The organism is Pseudooceanicola nitratireducens, from assembly GCF_900109195.1.
Classification (GTDB): domain Bacteria; phylum Pseudomonadota; class Alphaproteobacteria; order Rhodobacterales; family Rhodobacteraceae; genus Pseudooceanicola; species Pseudooceanicola nitratireducens.
In genome coordinates this window covers 127,974-145,588 of sequence record NZ_FNZG01000001.1, presented here as the reverse complement: position 1 = coordinate 145,588, position 17,615 = coordinate 127,974, and the positions used below count along the sequence as shown (strand labels likewise).

At 61.4% G+C, this 17,615-nt stretch carries 19 protein-coding genes; 8 read left to right on the top strand and 11 right to left on the bottom strand.

All coding sequences use genetic code 11. From position 1 onward, the window contains the following. Window positions 1–36 precede the first annotated feature (36 nt). From BMX99_RS00720 to nth, 5 genes are all read right to left on the bottom strand, one after another. Window positions 37–954, bottom strand: coding sequence for a DMT family transporter (locus BMX99_RS00720; protein ID WP_093445893.1), 918 nt, complete (start codon window positions 952–954; stop codon window positions 37–39). 143 nt (window positions 955–1,097) lie between these two features. Next, window positions 1,098–1,385, bottom strand: coding sequence for an HU family DNA-binding protein (locus BMX99_RS00715; RefSeq protein WP_093445892.1), 288 nt, complete (start codon window positions 1,383–1,385; stop codon window positions 1,098–1,100). Window positions 1,386–1,515: 130 nt separating this feature from the next. Beyond that, complete coding sequence (locus tag BMX99_RS00710) at window positions 1,516–3,009, bottom strand: AMP nucleosidase (RefSeq protein ID WP_244525623.1); 1,494 nt, start codon at window positions 3,007–3,009, stop codon at window positions 1,516–1,518. Window positions 3,010–3,058: 49 nt separating this feature from the next. Further along, window positions 3,059–4,093, bottom strand: a complete 1,035-nt coding sequence (locus BMX99_RS00705) for an adenosine kinase (RefSeq protein ID WP_093445891.1) — start codon at window positions 4,091–4,093, stop codon at window positions 3,059–3,061. After that, entirely contained in the window at window positions 4,039–4,683 is a 645-nt protein-coding gene (gene nth, locus BMX99_RS00700; RefSeq protein ID WP_093445890.1) for an endonuclease III, read from the bottom strand. Before nth ends, BMX99_RS00705 begins: the two co-directional genes overlap by 55 nt. 164 nt (window positions 4,684–4,847) lie before the next feature. Between nth and BMX99_RS00695 the strand changes: the two genes are divergently transcribed. The 4 genes from BMX99_RS00695 (at window position 4,848) to BMX99_RS19435 (ending at window position 9,377) form a co-directional block, all read left to right on the top strand. Next, window positions 4,848–5,723: a methylated-DNA--[protein]-cysteine S-methyltransferase gene (locus BMX99_RS00695; RefSeq protein ID WP_093445889.1), complete on the top strand. Its 876-nt coding sequence runs from the start codon at window positions 4,848–4,850 to the stop codon at window positions 5,721–5,723. A 165-nt stretch (window positions 5,724–5,888) separates the two neighbouring features. Further along, window positions 5,889–6,563, top strand: a complete 675-nt coding sequence (locus BMX99_RS00690) for an OmpA family protein (RefSeq protein ID WP_093448351.1) — start codon at window positions 5,889–5,891, stop codon at window positions 6,561–6,563. A 225-nt stretch (window positions 6,564–6,788) separates the two neighbouring features. After that, window positions 6,789–8,141 carry an aminotransferase class III-fold pyridoxal phosphate-dependent enzyme gene (locus BMX99_RS00685; protein ID WP_093445888.1) on the top strand — a complete coding sequence of 451 codons (1,353 nt, stop codon included), beginning with the start codon at window positions 6,789–6,791 and terminating at the stop codon, window positions 8,139–8,141. Between the two features lie 240 nt (window positions 8,142–8,381). After that, window positions 8,382–9,377: a hypothetical protein gene (locus BMX99_RS19435; protein ID WP_139199386.1), complete on the top strand. Its 996-nt coding sequence runs from the start codon at window positions 8,382–8,384 to the stop codon at window positions 9,375–9,377. A 215-nt stretch (window positions 9,378–9,592) separates the two neighbouring features. Here BMX99_RS19435 and BMX99_RS00680 read toward each other — a convergent pair whose 3' ends face one another. The 4 genes from BMX99_RS00680 to BMX99_RS00665 form a co-directional block, all read right to left on the bottom strand. Further along, entirely contained in the window at window positions 9,593–10,108 is a 516-nt protein-coding gene (locus BMX99_RS00680) for a hypothetical protein (RefSeq protein ID WP_093445887.1), read from the bottom strand. 291 nt (window positions 10,109–10,399) lie between these two features. Then, entirely contained in the window at window positions 10,400–10,762 is a 363-nt protein-coding gene (locus tag BMX99_RS00675; protein ID WP_139199384.1) for a hypothetical protein, read from the bottom strand. Between the two features lie 421 nt (window positions 10,763–11,183). After that, entirely contained in the window at window positions 11,184–12,377 is a 1,194-nt protein-coding gene (gene mauJ, locus BMX99_RS00670) for a methylamine utilization protein MauJ (RefSeq protein WP_093445885.1), read from the bottom strand. Window positions 12,378–12,793: 416 nt separating this feature from the next. After that, a complete protein-coding gene (locus tag BMX99_RS00665) occupies window positions 12,794–13,174 on the bottom strand; it encodes a winged helix-turn-helix transcriptional regulator (RefSeq protein ID WP_254771989.1) in 381 nt (126 codons plus the stop codon). A 127-nt stretch (window positions 13,175–13,301) separates the two neighbouring features. Between BMX99_RS00665 and BMX99_RS00660 the strand changes: the two genes are divergently transcribed. Next, window positions 13,302–13,910 (top strand): NAD(P)H-dependent oxidoreductase, encoded by a 609-nt coding sequence (locus BMX99_RS00660; protein WP_093445884.1) that lies wholly within the window; start codon window positions 13,302–13,304, stop codon window positions 13,908–13,910. Then, entirely contained in the window at window positions 13,897–14,598 is a 702-nt protein-coding gene (locus tag BMX99_RS00655; RefSeq protein ID WP_093445883.1) for a glutathione S-transferase family protein, read from the top strand. Before BMX99_RS00660 ends, BMX99_RS00655 begins: the two co-directional genes overlap by 14 nt. Window positions 14,599–14,831: 233 nt before the next feature. Here the strand turns inward: BMX99_RS00655 and BMX99_RS00650 are convergent, their stop codons facing one another. Continuing rightward, window positions 14,832–15,689, bottom strand: a complete 858-nt coding sequence (locus BMX99_RS00650) for an LOG family protein (protein WP_093445882.1) — start codon at window positions 15,687–15,689, stop codon at window positions 14,832–14,834. Window positions 15,690–15,863: 174 nt separating this feature from the next. Here BMX99_RS00650 and dapD point away from each other — a divergent pair, with 174 nt between their 5' ends. Beyond that, window positions 15,864–16,691, top strand: coding sequence for a 2,3,4,5-tetrahydropyridine-2,6-dicarboxylate N-succinyltransferase (gene dapD, locus BMX99_RS00645; protein WP_093445881.1), 828 nt, complete (start codon window positions 15,864–15,866; stop codon window positions 16,689–16,691). Between the two features lie 51 nt (window positions 16,692–16,742). After that, on the top strand, window positions 16,743–17,366 hold the full coding sequence (locus BMX99_RS00640) for a trimeric intracellular cation channel family protein (protein WP_093445880.1): 624 nt from the start codon (window positions 16,743–16,745) through the stop codon (window positions 17,364–17,366). Between the two features lie 6 nt (window positions 17,367–17,372). Here BMX99_RS00640 and BMX99_RS00635 read toward each other — a convergent pair whose 3' ends face one another. After that, the gene (locus BMX99_RS00635) at window positions 17,373–17,564 is read right to left on the bottom strand and encodes a YgaP family membrane protein (RefSeq protein WP_093445879.1); all 192 of its coding nucleotides are present in this window, start codon (window positions 17,562–17,564) and stop codon (window positions 17,373–17,375) included. Between the last annotated feature and the right edge of the window lie 51 nt (window positions 17,565–17,615).

Here is a 17,615-nt window from a genome sequence, read left to right as displayed (position 1 = left end):
TCTCTGACGCCCGCTGACGCGGCCGTCAGGAATGTTTCAGCTGACGGTCTTGGCGGGCGGCTCGGCCGCATGGGCGGGGACAGGCCGGGCCTGAGCCTGTTTCGACAATTGCACCGCCAGGATGCCAAGCGCGATGATCAGCGCGCCGAAGATATCCAGCAGGCCGACCGCCTCGCCCAGGACGATGGCGGCGATCAACACCCCGAAGAAGGGGTTGAGGAAATGGAAGGTCGCCGCCCGGATCGCGCCGATGCGATTGACAAGCACGAACCAGGTGAAGGTCGCGGCAAGGCCCGGCACCAGGGTGGTGTAGAAGAAGGCCACGATCAGCGGCGTGGACCAGGTGACCTGCCAGTCCTCGGTAAAGGCGGCGACAACGGCCAGGGCGGCGGCCCCGACCAGCATCTGAAGCCCGACAATCATCAGCACGTTGCCGCCCGCGCTGGCCCCGCGCACCGACAGAGTCGCCACGGTCAGCGCCAGCGTGCCGATGATGCACAGCCCGATGGCGAGGGGATCCGCGCCGCCGGTCAGGCGGCTGCCCATGATCAGCGCCACGCCCCCCATGCCCAGGACCAGCCCCAGCACCGCCACGGGCCGCAGGCGGTCGCCCAGGAACAGCCGGCCCGCCAGCCCGACAAACAGCGGCATGGCGGCGGCGATGATCGCGGCCAAGGAGGCCTCGATCCGCTGCATGGCGACGAAGAACAACCCAAGGTACAGCGCGTTCTGGCAGATCCCGAAGATGAAGGTCGATTTCCACTGCGGCCGGGTCAGACGCCAGGTCTGGCCCATGGCGCGGGCGATGGCGATGCCCAGAAGCCCCGAGATCAGGAAGCGCAGCGACAGCGACATCAGCGGCGGCGCATCCGCCACGATGATCCGGGCCGAGGTGAAGGCCGAGGACCACATGAAGGCAAAGGCCAGCCCCAATCCGATTGCGCGCAGATCCATTGATATCGTCCCGTTCTGCGGCCCGCGGCGGGCCTGGATTTCGGCGTGGACCGCATGCCAAAAGGAAAGGGCCGCCTTTTCAGGCGACCCTTTCGAAAACTCTTACCGGGGACAAGTGTTGAATGCCCCCGATCTCTGCAAGATCAGCTGTTCACGCTGTCTTTCAGGGCCTTCGCGATGGTCACCTTGACCACTTTGTCGGCTTCTTTCTTGATCTGCTCGTTGGTGGCGGGGTTGCGCACCATGCGCTCGGGGCGCTCACGGCAGTAGAATTTGCCAACACCGGGGATCGCAACGGCACCGCCGCCGGCGACTTCCTTGGTGATGATGTTTGCAATCGCGTCCAGAGCAGCGGTTGCGGATTTCTTGTCAGAACCCAGTTCCTCGGCCAGAGCCGCCACCAGTTGGGTCTTTGTCAGAGGTTTTGCCATTTCTGGTCTCCTTGCTTATTGCCCGATTGGTTGGGCTTGGTCCAAGGCATTTAACCGGATGTAGTGTTGTGACACAAGAAATAGTGACGCCAATTCACTCCGATTTCCCTTAAAAACAGCACTTTTTTCGTTAAAGGAAGGCCGTTTCGTCGAAAGATCGCAGTTTCCGGCTGTGAATCCGCTCCAACGGCATGTCCCTAAGGGTTTCCATGGCGCGAATCCCTATCATCAGATGGCGCGAAACCTGGGTCTTGTAGAAGTCGCTGGCCATGCCCGGAAGCTTCAATTCCCCATGCAGGGGCTTGTCGGACACGCACAGTAGCGTCCCATAGGGCACGCGGAAGCGGAAGCCGTTGGCGGCGATCGTCGCGCTTTCCATGTCCAGCGCCACGGCGCGGGACTGCGACAGGCGCTGCACCGGGCCGGATGTCTCGCGCAGCTCCCAGTTGCGGTTGTCTAGCGTGGCAACCGTGCCCGTCCGCATGATCCGCTTGAGGTCATAGCCCTGAAGCTCGGTCTCTTTCTCGACCGCCTCTTCCAGGGCGATCTGGATTTCGGCCAGCGCCGGGATCGGCACCCAGACGGGCAGATCGTCGTCCAGCACCTTGTCTTCGCGCAGATAGGCATGGGCCAGGACGAAATCGCCAAGCGACTGGGAATTGCGCAGGCCCGCGCAGTGGCCGACCATCAGCCAGGCATGGGGGCGCAGCACGGCGATGTGGTCCGTCGCGGTTTTCGCGTTGGACGGGCCCACGCCGATGTTGACCAGGGTGATCCCTGCGGAATTGGGCCGTTTCAGGTGATAGGTCGGCATCTGCGGCATCCGGGGCGAGGCCGGAAGCTCCCCCAGGGGATCGGTGATCTCGGCGTTACCGGTCGACACGAAGGACGTGTAGCCGCTGGACTTGTCGGCCAGCATCCGGCGGGCGAAGGCCTCGAATTCGCTGACGTAGAACTGGTAGTTCGTGAACAGCACGTGGTTCTGGAAATGATCGGGGTCGGTGGCGGTGTAATGCGCCAGACGGGCCAGGGAATAATCCACGCGCTGCGCGGTAAAGGGGGCCAGCGGCAGCGGATCGCCCGCCTGGGGCACAAAGGTGCCGTTGACGATGTCGTCGTTGGTGGTGTCCAGGTCCGGCACGTCGAAGACATCGCGCAGCGGGAAGCTGGCGGCCCCTTCCTGCGGTACGGTCAGCCCGCTGTCGCGGGCGACGGCGAAATGCACCGGCATCGGGGTCGAGGACGGGCCGACCACCACGGGCACGTTGTGGTTCTTGATCAGCAGGGCGATCTGCTGTTCCAGGTAGTTGCGGAACAGGTCGGGGCGCGTGATCGTCGCGGCATAGGTGCCGGGCGCGGGCACATGGCCGAAGGACAGGCGGCTGTCGATCTTGGAAAACGTCGTCGTGGTGATCCGCACTTCGGGATAGAAGGCGCGGATGCGCGTGGCAGGCTGGCCCTTGCGCATCGCGGCCATGAATTCGCCCTGCAGGAAGGCCGTGGCCTGATCATAAAGCGCGTTCAGCCGGTCGACGGCCTCTTTCGGGGTGTCGAAGGCCTCGGGGGCGGGCGCGTCGGGCGTGACGAAGTTCAAACCGGTCTCGATGTCTTTATCCATATCCATGCCCCACATCTGGTCGCGGGACAGGCAGAAAGGCAAGAGGCACCTCGGGTCAGAGCAGGCCTTCCTTGCGGAAAAGCTCTTTCAGGTCGGTCTCGGGACGGGCACCGTAGTGGGAAATCACCTCTCCGGCGGCGACACAGCCCATCCGGCCCGAGGTCGCAAGATCCTTGCCCGTGGCCAGCCCATACAGGAAACCGGCGGCGAACTGGTCGCCCGCGCCGGTGGCATCGACGGGCTTGACCTCTTTCACCGGGACCTGCGCGTGATCGTTGCCGCGCACGATGGCCACGTCGTGGCCGGACCGGGTGCAGACGATCAGCCCGCTGTCCCCGGCGGCCTTTTCCAGCGCGGTCGACAGGTCATCGGTCTGGTACAGCGATTTCCATTCGTGTTCGTTGCCGATCACGTAGTCGAGCTCCTTGACCAGCTTACGAAAATCGCCGCGGTGACGGTCGACGCAGAAGGGATCGGACAGGGCGATCCCGGCCATGCCGCCGGCGTTGCGGGTCAGGCGGGCCGCGGTTTCAAACGCCTGCTTGCCCTTGTCCTTGTCGTAGAGATAGCCTTCGAGGAACAGGATCCGCGCCTCGTTGCAGACATCCTCGGGCACGTCCTTGGGGCCGACTTCGGACGAAATCCCAAGGTAGGTGTTCATCGACCGTTCGCCATCGCGCGACACGAAGATCATCGACCGGGACGAGGGCAGCCGCGCCTCGCGCTCGGGCGCGTTCGGGCAATGGGTGCCGGCGGCCTCGGTGCCTTCGACATAGGCGCGGCCCACGGCGTCGTCGGCGACCTTGCCGATAAAGGCGGTCTTCAGGCCAAGGTTGCTGCAGCCGGCCATGGTATTGGCGACCGACCCGCCGGGGATCTGCCGGTGTTCGCCCATGGCGTGGTACAGCATCTCGGCCCGTTCCAGTTCGACCAGCTGCATGATGCCCTTCTGGATCGCCATTTCCGACAGGAAGTATTCGTCGACCGGGGCAATCACGTCCATCACGGCGTTGCCGATGGCGATCACGTCATATTTCACAGGGTTTTCTCCTCGAATTCGCAGAGGTCGCGGATCAGGCAGGCCGCGCATTTGGGTTTCCGGGCCACGCAGGTATAGCGTCCGTGCAGGATCAGCCAGTGATGCGCGTGGCGTTGATATTCGGCGGGGATATTGTCTTCGATGGCGCGTTCGACCGCGTCCACGTCCTTGCCCGGCGCGATGCCGGATCGGTTGCCGACGCGGAAGATATGGGTGTCGACGGCCTGTGCCGGATGGCCCCACCACATGTTCAGCACCACGTTCGCGGTCTTGCGGCCCACCCCCGGCAGGGATTGCAGGGCCGCGCGAGAGGATGGGACCTCTCCTCCGTAGTCCTCGACCAGGATACGGGCGGTTTTCATCACGTTCTTGGCCTTTTGCCGGAACAGGCCGATGGTCTTGATGTGCTCGATCAGGCCTTCTTCGCCAAGGTCGAGCATCTTCTGCGGCGTGTCGGCGATCTTGAACAGCTTGGCCGTGGCCTTGTTCACGCCCGCATCGGTCGCCTGCGCCGACAGCGCCACGGCGACGACAAGGGTATAGACGTTGACGTGATCCAGCTCGCCTTTCGGCTCGGGCTCGGCCGCGGCGAACCGCTGGAAGATCTCGGTCAGGGTCTGATAGGGCAGTTGCTTGGCCATGGGGGCGGTTATTGCTTGGAAACAAGGGTGGGGCAAGCGCGGAACGCCTTTCGGCCGGTGCGTCATCGACGGGCCCGTCGACCGCCCGGCCCAAAGAACCCGCAGGTTCCGGGTCGCGCCCTGCCCTGCGGCGGCTTAGATTGGATCCCGAAAGGACCGCCGCCATGCCGAACATCCAACCAGACACGGACCCAGATAAGGGCTACCACTATCAGGTTATCCGCCGCGCGATCGAGGCGATCGACCAGTCCGAGGCACCGCAATCGCTAGAGGCGCTGGCCGCCGCCACGGGGATGAGCCCGGCGCATTTTCAGCGTCTCTTTTCGGCCTGGGCCGGGGTCAGCCCGAAGCGGTTCCAGCAATACCTGGCGCTTGGCCATGCCAAGGCCCTGCTGCGAGAGAAGTTCACCACGCTGGATGCCGCCGCCGGCGCGGGTCTGTCGGGCACCGGGCGGCTGCACGATCTGTTCATCAGATGGGAGGCGATGAGCCCCGGCGATTTCGCCAGTGGCGGCGCAGGGCTGCGCATGGCCCATGCCACGCTGGACACCCCCTTTGGTGAGGCGCTGGTCTTTGGCACCGATCGCGGCATCAGCGGCATCGGCTTCACCGCCGAGATGGGCCGCGACGCGGTCTGGCACGATCTGACCACTCGCTGGCCCGGCGCGCAGTTCCACGAAGACACCGCGCTGCTGCGCCCCTGGGCCGAGGCCGCCTTTGGCCAAGCCGGAGAGACGCGGGTGCAGATGATCGGCGCACCCTTCCAGATCAAGGTCTGGGAGGCGCTGCTGCGGATCCCCACGGGCCAGGTCTCCACCTATGGCGAGATCGCGCGCAGCATCGGATCGCCCCGCGCCGTGCGCGCCGTGGGCACCGCCGTGGGGCGCAACCCGGTCAGCTGGCTGATCCCCTGCCACCGGGTGCTGCGGTCCACCGGGGGCCTGGGCGGCTATCATTGGGGCACGCCGGTGAAACGCGCCATGCTGGCCTGGGAAAGCGCGCAGGCGGACCCCGCGGCCAGGACCGCGCTGGCAGGCTGACCGGCGATCAGGCCGGGGTTCAGGCCGGGGTTCAGGCGGTTAAGCGGGGGTTAAAACGCTTCGGCGAAAAGGCGCTTGGAACCTTTTGCGCGGTAAAGTGTTTTGACTGTAACGCGGGAATAGTCATTCCTGCGGCAAGAATTGACCGACCTGCAAGAGGCCACCATGACCCGCACCATCGCCGCACAGCGCAACTTTTTCACCCGTCCCGTCCTTGCCCTGTCCGCGGCGACCCTTCTGGTCACCACCGCCTGCACGGACATGAACCAGAACGACGGTCGCCAGAACACCCGCACGGGTGCGCTTGGCGGGGCGACCTTCGGCGCGATCGCCGGGGCCGCGCTGTCCAAGGACAGCAAGAAGGGCGCCATCATCGGGGCCGCCGCCGGTGCGCTGGCCGGGGCCGCCTATGGCGACTACCTTGACCGTCAGGAAGCCGCGCTGCGCGGTCAGCTGGGCAACAACGTCCAAATCGTCAACACCGGCGACCGCCTGATCGTGACCATGCCGCAGGACATCCTGTTCGCCACCGACAGCGCCACCCTGCGCGCCGACCTGACCGGCGATCTGGCCACCGTGGCGCGCAGCCTGAACGAATACCCCAACACCACCGTCCAGGTGATCGGCCATACCGACAACACCGGTGACGCGGGTTACAACCAGCAGCTTTCGGCCCGCCGTGCCAATTCGGTCGCCAATGTGCTGGTGCAAAACGGCGTGTCCTCGGGCCGGATCCAGTCGTTCGGCCGGGGCGAAGATCAGCCGCGTGCCTCCAACCTGACCCCCGAGGGCCGCGCCCAGAACCGCCGGGTCGAGATCGTGATCCTGCCGAACGCCTGATCGCGCCCTTTCCCCGCCTGATTTCACAAGTCACGGAACGCCCTGCCCCAACCGGCAGGGTGTTTTCGTTTGCGGTGCCGGGGTCGACAGTGGATCGGCGGGGGATCGACAGCGGGGACAGCCCCGCACACACGGCGCTGCACCGGCAGACCTTCCTTGGGTCATTTGCCCACTGGACACTTCGCGCGAAGGGCGTAGCCTTCCGCCACAACAAGGAGGTGATCCATGAAGGACGACAATTTCCTCAAGGAACATAATGCAAAGGCCCTGTGGCATCCCATGGGCGCCCCCGGCGACAGCATGGCGAACCCGCCGACCATCATCACGAAAGCCGAAGGATCGCGCATCTTCGACATCGACGGCCATTCGGTGGTCGACGGCGTGGGCGGGCTGTGGTGCGCCAACCTGGGCTATTCGAACGATGTGGTGAAACAGGCGATCTCGGACCAGCTGGCGCAGCTGCCCTATTACTCGGCCTTCGCCGGATCGACCAACCCCGCGGCAATCGAAGCCTCGGTCGCGGTGCAGGAGTTCTTTGCCGAAGACGGCATCGGCCGGGTCTTCTTCACCTCGGGCGGGTCGGATTCCGTCGACACCTGCCTGCGGCTGACGCGGAATTATCACCGCATCAAGGGCCAGCCGCAGCGGACCAAGTTCCTGTCGCTGAAAAAGGGCTATCACGGCACGCATTTCGGCGGGGCCAGCGTGAACGGCAACAACCGCTTCCGCATCGGGTATGAACCGCTTCTGCCGGGCTGTTTCCACATCACCGCGCCCTACCCCTATCGCAACCCCTATGACGAAGCCGACCCGGCCAGGCTGGCGCAGAAGATCGCAGCCGAACTGGTGGACGAGATCGAATTCCAGGGCCCCGACACCATCGCCGCCTTCATCATGGAGCCGATCCTGGGCGCCGGCGGCGTGCTGGTGCCCGATCCCAGCTTCATGAAACTGATGCGCGAGATCTGCACCCGCTACGGCATCCTGATGATCGCGGACGAGGTGATCTGCGGTTTCGGACGCACCGGAGACTGGAGCGGATCGCGCCACTGGGGCGTGAAGCCCGACCTGATGTCGGTGGCCAAGGGCATCACCTCGGCCTATTTCCCGGTCGGCGCGGCACTGGTGTCGGAAGAGGTAGCCGAGGTGTTCGAGCAGGACCAGAGCGGCAATGCCGCGATCTGGCACGGCTATACCTATTCGGCGCACCCGGTCGGGGCGGCTGCGGTCACCGCCTGCCTGTCGGAAACCCTGCGCCTGGACACCAAGACCAACGCCGCCGCGCGCGGCACGCAGCTGTACGACGGGCTGATGGGCCTGAAGGAGAAGTACGACATCATCGGCGACGTGCGCGGCGGCCATGGGCTGATGACCGCGATTGAATTCGTGTCGGACCGCGCCACCAAGACGCCCCTGGACGCGGATACGGTCAAGACGATCCAGAAACGCGTCTACGAGGCTGGTGCCATGGTCCGCCCCGCACCGCCCAACATCATGATGTCGCCTCCGCTGATCATCACCGAGGCCGAGGTGCAGATCATGATCGACGCGTTTGATACGGCGATCGGGTCGGTTTGAATTTGTAGTGTTGGGAATGGGAAGGTCGGCCCTTTGGGGCCGATTTTCTTTTTGGGGGGGCAATAGTTTCAGTCGTGCAGTATTGGTGAGGGTTTGCCGCGGGGGGACGACCGGTAACTCTGTCATGGCAGCTCGTGCCTAGATGGGCGGTTAGCGGTCGTTCGCTGCGCTCTGCACCAATGACTGCAAAGCCGAGGAAGACAGGCTATCGTGCCTGGGCATTGAACTAGAGCACAAATAATGGGTATTCCGATGACGAATGAATACAAGGTCTTTGAGGGTTTTATTGGTGGTGTCAGCTGTGACGTTTCAAAAGATGATTATGAAAGGGCGAAACAATCTCGCGAGGTACTAGCCGCGGCATTTAGCATTGAAGAGGCATTCAGCCTTATCGCCCGCTCATACATAGATCTCGAAAAGACCTTAATGTCAGCCAGCCTTGAATGGAGCCTAGAGAACGACGACTACGCATCTCACAATGATTTTTTTGATCACTGGAGAGAGGTAATCAATCTCAACTTGCTTTCCCTTCTGACCGCTGCTGGCGCTTATTCTGAACGAATGGAGAGGCTTGCGAAGAGCGCGAGCATACCGGGATTTGATTGGGAAGCATACGACCCGCGCAGAAAAGCAGTCTTCGACTCTGATCTATCTTACAGGGTGATGTGTGCTCTAAGAAATTTTTCGATACACGACAAGCTTCCGATCGCGGGGTTCCCGATTTCTTTCAAGAATGAAACGTCGTCAGGCCGGCTGAAAGATGGGGAACCTTGGCGACGGAGACTTACATGCAGTCCTCATATTCGCACCCAACCCTTAGTTGCGTCAGAAAAGATAAGAAGAGCGACAAGAGACGAGATTGAAGAACTGAGTGCTGAAGGTATCGACCTCAAGATGTTCACTAGGGGCTTTGTTGAAAGCCTATTTACCTTGCACCAAGTCGTGCGTGATTTGACAGAAGCGTCCCTCGCACAAGCTCTGAACTCCCTCTCGGAAATGGAAGATCGCCTCTCAGACGCGAAAGGAGGCCAATGCAAGTTTGCGCATATTGGCGAGAAAGGCGCAGGGCTAGAACTTGCCCTTTATATAGACACAGCTCGCCTCGCTCGAATCCAAGGAAAGCGACAAGATTGGAAAAAGTTGCAAGGCCTGAGGAGACGATACGTCTCATCAGAGACTACGCGGCGCGAAGGGATATATCTTTGCGAAGTAGATGATTTATGGGTTCAGAGCTAATTAACACTCGAGGATCCGCTACGCATGCGGTTTCTGAATTTGCAAAGGTTAGCAGCAGGCTTGGACCGGACGTTATCCAGTTGGTCGCAAATGTCGGTTGTGGGCCGAGCAAATCGGTCCGGAAGCAGGGCCCCTGCAGGGATTCTGCTGCGTGGATTTTGATCTACGTTCTTACCAGCTTTGCCATCTTACAGACGCAAGGCCCTCCCAAGTCTTCATGTCGCACGAGTAGCACAGAGCCTTTCTGCGGTTTGCGCGGCGAATGCGGTGAGTGTTTCTCCAAACCTTTTAGCGGCAATTATCTCCTCAACGGGGATCGCCTCAGCAACCATTTGGTCCTCGCCTTCCGGCTCGGCGACTGCGAACACCAAGTACTGTTCATCGGCTAGTAGGTAACCGGCACAGTGGCCGTGTGCGATGCGGTTTCGTGGTCTTGAGTGTTTCTCGTAGCGTTTTTTCAATTTTCTAAAGTTTTTTGCGATCTGAGATTCGCGGTCATGCTCTTCAAGCAATCGGGCGATTTCCAATATTTTTGCTGTACCTTTCACCTTCATTAAACGGCTAGCAGTTGCATGTAGATCTTCGCCTGTAAACGCAGACACGAGCATAGTTAGCGCTCCATCCAATGATCCCCATGCCAGAATTAAGTCAAGCATGGCATCCCTATGGAATGGCTTTAGTGGATTACCGTATTCACCACTACTGATCTCTTCTATCAGCTTTTTCGACATCCCAGAGCCCTTTCGAAGTGAAGTCAAAGACCTACCATAGGCATTAACTCATGCCAAATGGCGCCAGCAGAAAGACGATCAGCCTATCGTTAAACTGCGACTTTCGCCAACGGCTGGATTGAGGAAGCTGCATTGCAGCAACCAGCGGGGCGGCAGACAGAAGCTTCGGGCCGGAAATGCAGGGCTGCACTCATCCAGAGCGCACCGCTCGGCATCTGCTCCTGCCGCCTGGCTAACACAGCACGCCGCAGTGCCCGCCGCGTAGTCTCCTCGCGGCGGGCGCGCTTTATCTTATTCTTCGTAGTGTGGGCCGTCCACCGTGACGCCGGTAAGGTCCAGCCCATCCTGCATCAAGACAAGCGAGAAACGTTTGAAAAAAGAGAAGAATTTTGGACCGGACATCTGGATGTCGATGGCCCGAACAACTTTGTCTGGATCATCGTAGCTGCCCTTTTGGAGGTAGACCAACACACCCGGTTCATACTCATCTCCGTGATTACCCATGAAGGATATTCGATACCCGACAACTCTCTCGTCATCGGTAGCAAGCCCCTGGGCAACGAGGTAATCAGACATTCTTTCGGTGTCGGACCTATCTGCCGCGACGGACCCTTTGAAATCGTTGTACTGCACGGATGCTTCGAAATCTGACATTGTCTACTCCAAGTTGATCCAAGCAGTGTTGGCGATTGCCTCTGAAACTTTCAAGGAATGTTCCCATAGTAGGAGAACTTGTCGCGCTATTTCACCGAAAGGATGAGGAGCCCCTATCCCTGCCAGCTTCAGGCGACGGCTTAAATATTGGGCCAACAAAGGGCCGAGAAGCTGTCCATGATGGCGAAACGGATCTGGATTTCTGCGATCGGGCTGCCGGAAAGTTGCTTTGCACATTGATGATGCAAATACCAAAGTGGGTATGGGGCTGACATCGGTCATCCGCCGCGCCTGGCGAGAACGACCGCAAAGGGCCGATCGCGTCGATAGGGTGGCGCGGCCCTCGTGATGGGGTCGCAGCGCCGCCGCATGACCGGTCTAAGCCCAGTTTGACTGATGCTGCGCACTGACCCAGTGCCTGCTATCGGTTTATTTTATCGCTCATGTAGGAATCTGAAAAACCGAATTTCGTTCGTATGTAGTGTCGCGCTAACGCCCTCATAATATCGGCAGCAGCGGATAGCCTGCGCGTTTCACTCGAAATGTCTGCGTCTGATTTATAGGATTTTGAAGCATGCGCTGCTGCGACACGGCACTTGTAGCAATAATCTTCAATCTCAGTCTCTTGCCTGTCCGAATGAAACTGAGCCAAGGCATGCTCGGGCACATTGGTGCAAGCATCCGTGAAAACGCGCTTGATCCACCTTTTTGCCTTCCGAGCGTCACGCCACATCTCAAAAACCTTAAAGAAGCTCAACACTGCCTGTGACGCTATCTCTGCTTCGGCAGCATTCAACCCTTCTCGGTAGTATGAAAGGCAGTTCAATAGCTCCTTATCCTCTGGCAGCGAGCGAAAAAACATCCAATCGGGCATAACGTAGGATGCGATTTCACGTCTTGGAACGGGCACGGGTACAGGATTGCCGGTCCATCCTTCCCGCAGGATAGCGTGTTGATCATCACACCAAGCGAGAAGACTCAAAAAGCGGTTGAGTAGAGTCTCGGCGGCTTCGACTGAGATACGCTCATGGTGTAAATCAATGCTGATGGAATGCGAGTGTTCCTTGGTTTTTGGGAAAAGCACGAAATCATGACCGCCGAACTCGACTCGCGTCGGTTCCTTTGGCCAAGTGACGGCGGTATCTACGCCAAGGCTCAAGAATCTTGATCCTCTGCGGGCACCAAGGCGCTCGTCGAAAGCGTTACGCTCATCTTCTGTTTCATATTCTCGCCAATCCGTTTCTAGTGGCCGGTTCCAATGGCGCGAAAGGTCGATGTCACGCTTTAGCTCTCGGAAGAACTCTCGGTTTAGGACTAGTTGCCGGGTGTTGGTCGATAACGGTCGGTCATGGTCGAAGTCTTTTTCCGCTCCTGCCGCCGCCAGAGTCAGAGCATATTCCGAAACGTAGGAGTTTGTCTTCCGTTGGCCGTCTTCCTCGAAAATCAGCTTTGCTTGATATTCATCGTTTCCAGGAATTCGGGCTATAGAAAGCGTAAGCGACACAAGGGCATTGCAGTCTTCATCTTTGGTTAGCAGAGCAGCCATCGCCTCAGCGAGAGACGCCACCCCCTTAAACGACGCCGCGACGCCACCGACAGGCCGAAGATCGCCCATTATGAGTGCCACATGGCCAGCCCATCCGCTTAATGTCGGCACAAAGCCTAAAACGGCCCGTGCGATCTCACTGTTGCTAAGGCGTTGCGCGGCCCTTTCTCTCCCACGGGGAAGTTGCCCATACCCCCGTAGGCTTTCAAATCGCTTTAGTGTCTCGTCATACGATCGTGGTTCAGAAAGTTGACGATGAAGAAGAAGGGACAGGTTTTTTGCATACATGGCTATTGCTTAGACTTGCGTATATAAATCATCAATGTTGGTCCAACTGCAGCGCACGCCCGCTTGGTCCGCACTGCTGACCTTCGTGCCCTGGAATATGCTGCGCGGGGTCATGAACGTCGGGTACTAGGTAGCCGCGCTGCGGTAATGGTGATCCTGGCCAATGACCGCAAAGGGCCGGTCGCGTTCTCGACAGGCTATCTCTTTTCAGCAGTCAAAGCCTTCGGCAGGCCCTCACTCCACTTGCGCAGTTCATCCAGGAAACCCAAGGCTGTGCGCCCGAAATCAGTGATTTCGTAAACCACGGTGATCGGGGCGGTTTCACATACCTCACGCCTGACCAGCCCTTGGTCTTCGAGTTGCCGTAAGCGTTCCGTGATCATTTTCTTCGATGCGCCGCCGATCATCCGGGCGAGGTCGTTGAACCGCACCGGCCCATCCTTGACGTGCCAGAGGATGGAGCCGGTCCATTTCCCTCCGATGATCCGCATCCCGCGCTCGATGGCGCAGGGCTCGGTGCAGGCATTGGCCGCGCTCCGTCGACCTGCACCGTCTATTTCGATCTTTGCATCCATCATTTTGCACTCCGCTGATCCATTTAGGTTTAGGTTACTAAAAGTATACTGGTTGCTTTTGCTTCCTGCCAAGGTCATCTCATCCCGGACCCCGCCGAAGTCAAGCGGGCACAGCAACGGAAGAGACGATATGAGAAAGATCCACATCCTGAACGGCGCGCAGCCTTACGAATTTGCCCCCGGTAAACTCAACAGAACGCTCGCGGAGCGCGCCAAGGCGACATTTGAGGCGCAGGGTCACGAGGTTCGCCTGACCACGGTCGCGGCCGGATACGACGTGCAGGCCGAGGTGGACAGTCACCTCTGGGCGGACGTGGTCCTCCTGCAATTCCCGGTAAACTGGATGGGCGTGCCGTGGTCGTTCAAGAAATACATGGATGAGGTCTACACGGTCGGGATGGGCGGACAGCTCAGCAACGGCGACGGTCGCAGCGCTGCCGCACCGAAGGCCAACTACGGCATGGGCGGCAAGCTGGCAGGCACGCGTTACATGATCTCGGCCACGCTGAACGCCCCGGCTGAAGCCTTCGACGACCCGGCAGAGCCGTTCTTCGAGGGCATGTCGCTGGATGACCTCCTGCGTCCGGTCCACCTGAACGCCAGGTTCTTCGGCATGACGCCGCTGCCGACCTTCGGGGCCTTCGACGTGATGAAGAACCCCGACGTGGCCTCCGACCTCGCCCGGTTCGACGCCCATCTCGCTATGACCTTCGGGGAGCTCAGCAATGACGCGGCCTGATATCGTTCTCTACACCGCCAACACCATGAACGGCTGGAAGCCCCTGATATTTCTGCACGAGGCACAGATTGACTACGAGCTGGTGCCGATCGACTTCGGGAAGAAGGAGCAGAAAGCGCCCGATTACCTGCGCCTGAATCCAAACGGCCGCATTCCGACCATCGTGGATCGCGGCGCTGATGACTGCGCCGTGTTCGAGAGCGGCGCGATCCTGTGGTATCTCGCCGAGAAATACGATCGGTTCCTCAGCCACGACCCCAAGGAGCGCTCGGAGACGCTGCAATGGCTGATGTTCCAGATGGGCGGGATCGGCCCGATGATGGGCCAGGCGATGTTCTTCCAGCGGATCGCCAAGCCGAATGGCGATGAGGTGCCCTACGCCATTAACCGCTATGTGACCGAAAGCCGCCGCCTGCTGGAAGTGCTGGATACGCGGCTCGCAGGGCGCGAGTGGCTGGTAGGTGATGCGATGTCCATCGCGGATATCGCGACTTACCCTTGGGCGCGCACCTACTTCTGGGCGACTGTGAGCGTCGACGGATTGCTGAACCTTCAAGCGTGGTTCGACCGCATCGACGCCATGCCGCGGGTTCAGGAGGCCCTGCAACTGCCAGAGCCGCGACCGTCTGCTTTCGGTCAGGGCGACACGGATGCAGCGGCCGCGGAGAACGCAGCCAGGTTCCGCTAAACACCTGACGCGCTGTCTCCGGGGTTGGTCCGGCCAGCGCGTTATATTTTCCGATATTGTATCGGCTCGGATCAGTGTCCGCTTGAAGGTGCTGCGATGCGGCATCCAGGCTGTATTTGAATGTCGGCAATGGGCCGGTAGCGACCTTCTGACCAATAACAAAACTACGTCACAGGTCGCGGCGGAGTGATTGACCTCCTCTCAGACACCCAACTCACCCCGCCAATATCCCCTCACCGCCCCGGAATGTCCCCCCGCTTGGTCCCCGCGGCGGGCCAGCTGTCGATGGCGGCAAGCGCCTCTTCGGCCGTTTCGACGAACTTGAACAGCGAAAGATCCTCGGCCGCGATGGTGCCGGCGTCGGCCAGGGCCTCCCAGTTGATGATCTTTTCCCAGAAGGCGCGGCCGAACAGCAGGAAAGGCACGCGCTCCATCCGGCCGGTCTGGATCAGGGTCAGGGCCTCGAACATCTCGTCCAGGGTGCCGAAGCCGCCCGGGAAGACGCAGACCGCGCGGGCGCGCATCAGGAAATGCATCTTGCGGATCGCGAAGTAGTGGAAGTTGAAGCACAGGTCCGGCGTGACCCATTCGTTCGGGGCCTGTTCATGCGGCAGCACGATGTTCAGCCCGATGGACTGGCCGCCGGCGTCATCGGCGCCGCGGTTGCCGGCCTCCATCACGCCGGGGCCGCCGCCGGTGGCCACGACCCATTCGCGGCCATAGCTGTCCAGCGACCGGGCGGTGATCATCGCGGCAAAACGGCGGGCCTGATCGTAGAACTTCGACAGCTCGGCCAGGGTCTCGGTCTTGGCATCGGCCTTTTTCGCGGGCTCGGGGATGCGGGCACCGCCGAACAGCACGACGGTCGATTCGATGCCGCGTTCGTCCATGACCATCTGCGGCTTCAGCAGTTCCAGCTGCAGGCGGACGGGGCGCAGTTCGTCCCGGCAGAGGAATTCGTCATCGGCAAAGGCCAGGCGGTACGCCGGGGCGCGGGTCTGGGGCGTGTCGGGCACGTCGTCGGCGGTCTGAATATCGGTATGCGCGTCGCGAAACGTGCGGTGCGCGGAACGGTGGCGGTCTTCGGTCATGAAGTGTCCTTAAGTGATTTGCCCTCAACCTAGCGCGGGGCCCGCCGCGCGACCAGTCGTGACCCGCCGGGACCCGCCCCGCCCGTCAGTGCCGCGCACGGGCAGCCAGAGATTGCGCCCCCGCGCGGATTGGTGTCTAACCGCCCGCGAGTTCAAACCGACAGGAGCCGCCCCATGTCCAACGCCCAGCTGGAAACCGCCATCGAAGCCGCCTGGGAGGCGCGCGACACCATCAGCCCCGCCACCACCGGCGAGACCCGCGATGCCATCGAAACCACCCTGGCCGCGCTGGACAGCGGCAGCCTGCGCGTGGCCGAGAAACAGGAAAGCGGCGACTGGCACGTGAACCAGTGGGCCAAGAAGGCCGTGCTGCTGGGCTTCCGCCTGAAGGACATGGAAATCCAAACCGGTGGCCCGCAGGGCGGAACCTGGTGGGACAAGGTCGACAGCAAGTTCAAGGGCTGGGGTGCCGAAGAGTTCAAAGCCGCCGGGTTCCGCGCCGTGCCGAACACCGTGGTCCGCAAGTCGGCCTATATCGCGCCCGGCGTGGTGCTGATGCCGTCGTTTGTGAACCTCGGGGCCTATGTGGACAGCGGCACCATGGTCGACACCTGGGCCACCGTCGGGTCCTGTGCCCAGATCGGCAAGGACGTGCACCTGTCCGGCGGCGTCGGCATCGGTGGCGTGCTGGAACCCATGCAGGCCGGCCCGACCATCATCGAGGACAACTGCTTTATCGGCGCACGCTCCGAGGTGGTCGAGGGTGTGATCGTCCGCGAAGGGTCGGTCCTGGGGATGGGTGTCTACATCGGCCAGTCCACCAAGATCGTGAACCGCGAAACCGGTGAGGTCTTCTATGGCGAAGTGCCGCCCTACTCGGTGGTCGTCTCCGGCTCCATGCCGTCGAAGAACGGTGTCAGCCTGTATTGCGCCGTGATCGTGAAGACCGTGGACGCAAAGACCCGGTCCAAGACCGGCATCAACGACCTGCTGCGCGACTGATCGCGCCTGGGTCCGGCGGGCCTCTGCGCCGCCGGACCCGAGACCTGTCCCATGACACCCGATCAGGCGCTTTACTGGCTCGACCTTCTGGGGACCTTCGTCTTTGGTCTGTCCGGGGCGATGCTGGCGGTGCGGCGGGATCTGGATGTCTTCGGGATTGCCGTGCTGGCGGTGGCGGCCGCGCTGTCGGGCGGGATGATCCGCGACATGGCGCTTGGCGCGACGCCGGTGGCCGCGCTTGGGACCTCGCACACGCTGCTGGCCGCCTTTGCCGCCGCGCTTTGCGTCTTCTTTTTCCACAGGCTGATCGAGAAGCTGTCGAAACCCGTCATGGTTCTGGACGCCATCGGGCTGGGCCTGTTTGCGGTCAGCGGCGCGCGCAAGGCGCTGGATTTCGGGCTGGATCCGCTTCCGGCCGTGGTGCTGGGCGTGCTGACGGCCGTGGGCGGCGGGGCCGTGCGCGACCTGCTGGTGGCCGAAACACCCCGAGTGCTGCGCGAAGAGGTCTACGCGCTGGCCGCGCTTCTGGGCGCGGTGATCGTGGTGGCGGGCGATCGGATCGGGGCGGATCCTTTGCCCGTTCTGATCCTTGGGGCAGCGCTGGCGGCCTTCGTGCGGATCCTTAGCGTGTTACGCGGGTGGCAGGCCCCCAAGGCCCCCGGCCCGCGCGACTGATTGCGATCATTTCTGCATCGGACAGGTACGGATCCCCAGCAGGGTATAGAGCGGGCACCAGCCGATCAGGCCGGTGGCCAGCGGCACCAGGCCGATCCAGCCCCAGGGGGTCTGGGGGCCCAGGAAGACCAGCGACAGAAGCACTAGGCCAAGGATGACGCGCAGCGCGCGATCAAGGGTTCCTTCGTTGCGGGACATGTGACGACTCCTTCACGTGTGAATGGGGTTAGTCTACGCCCCGCGCGGGCC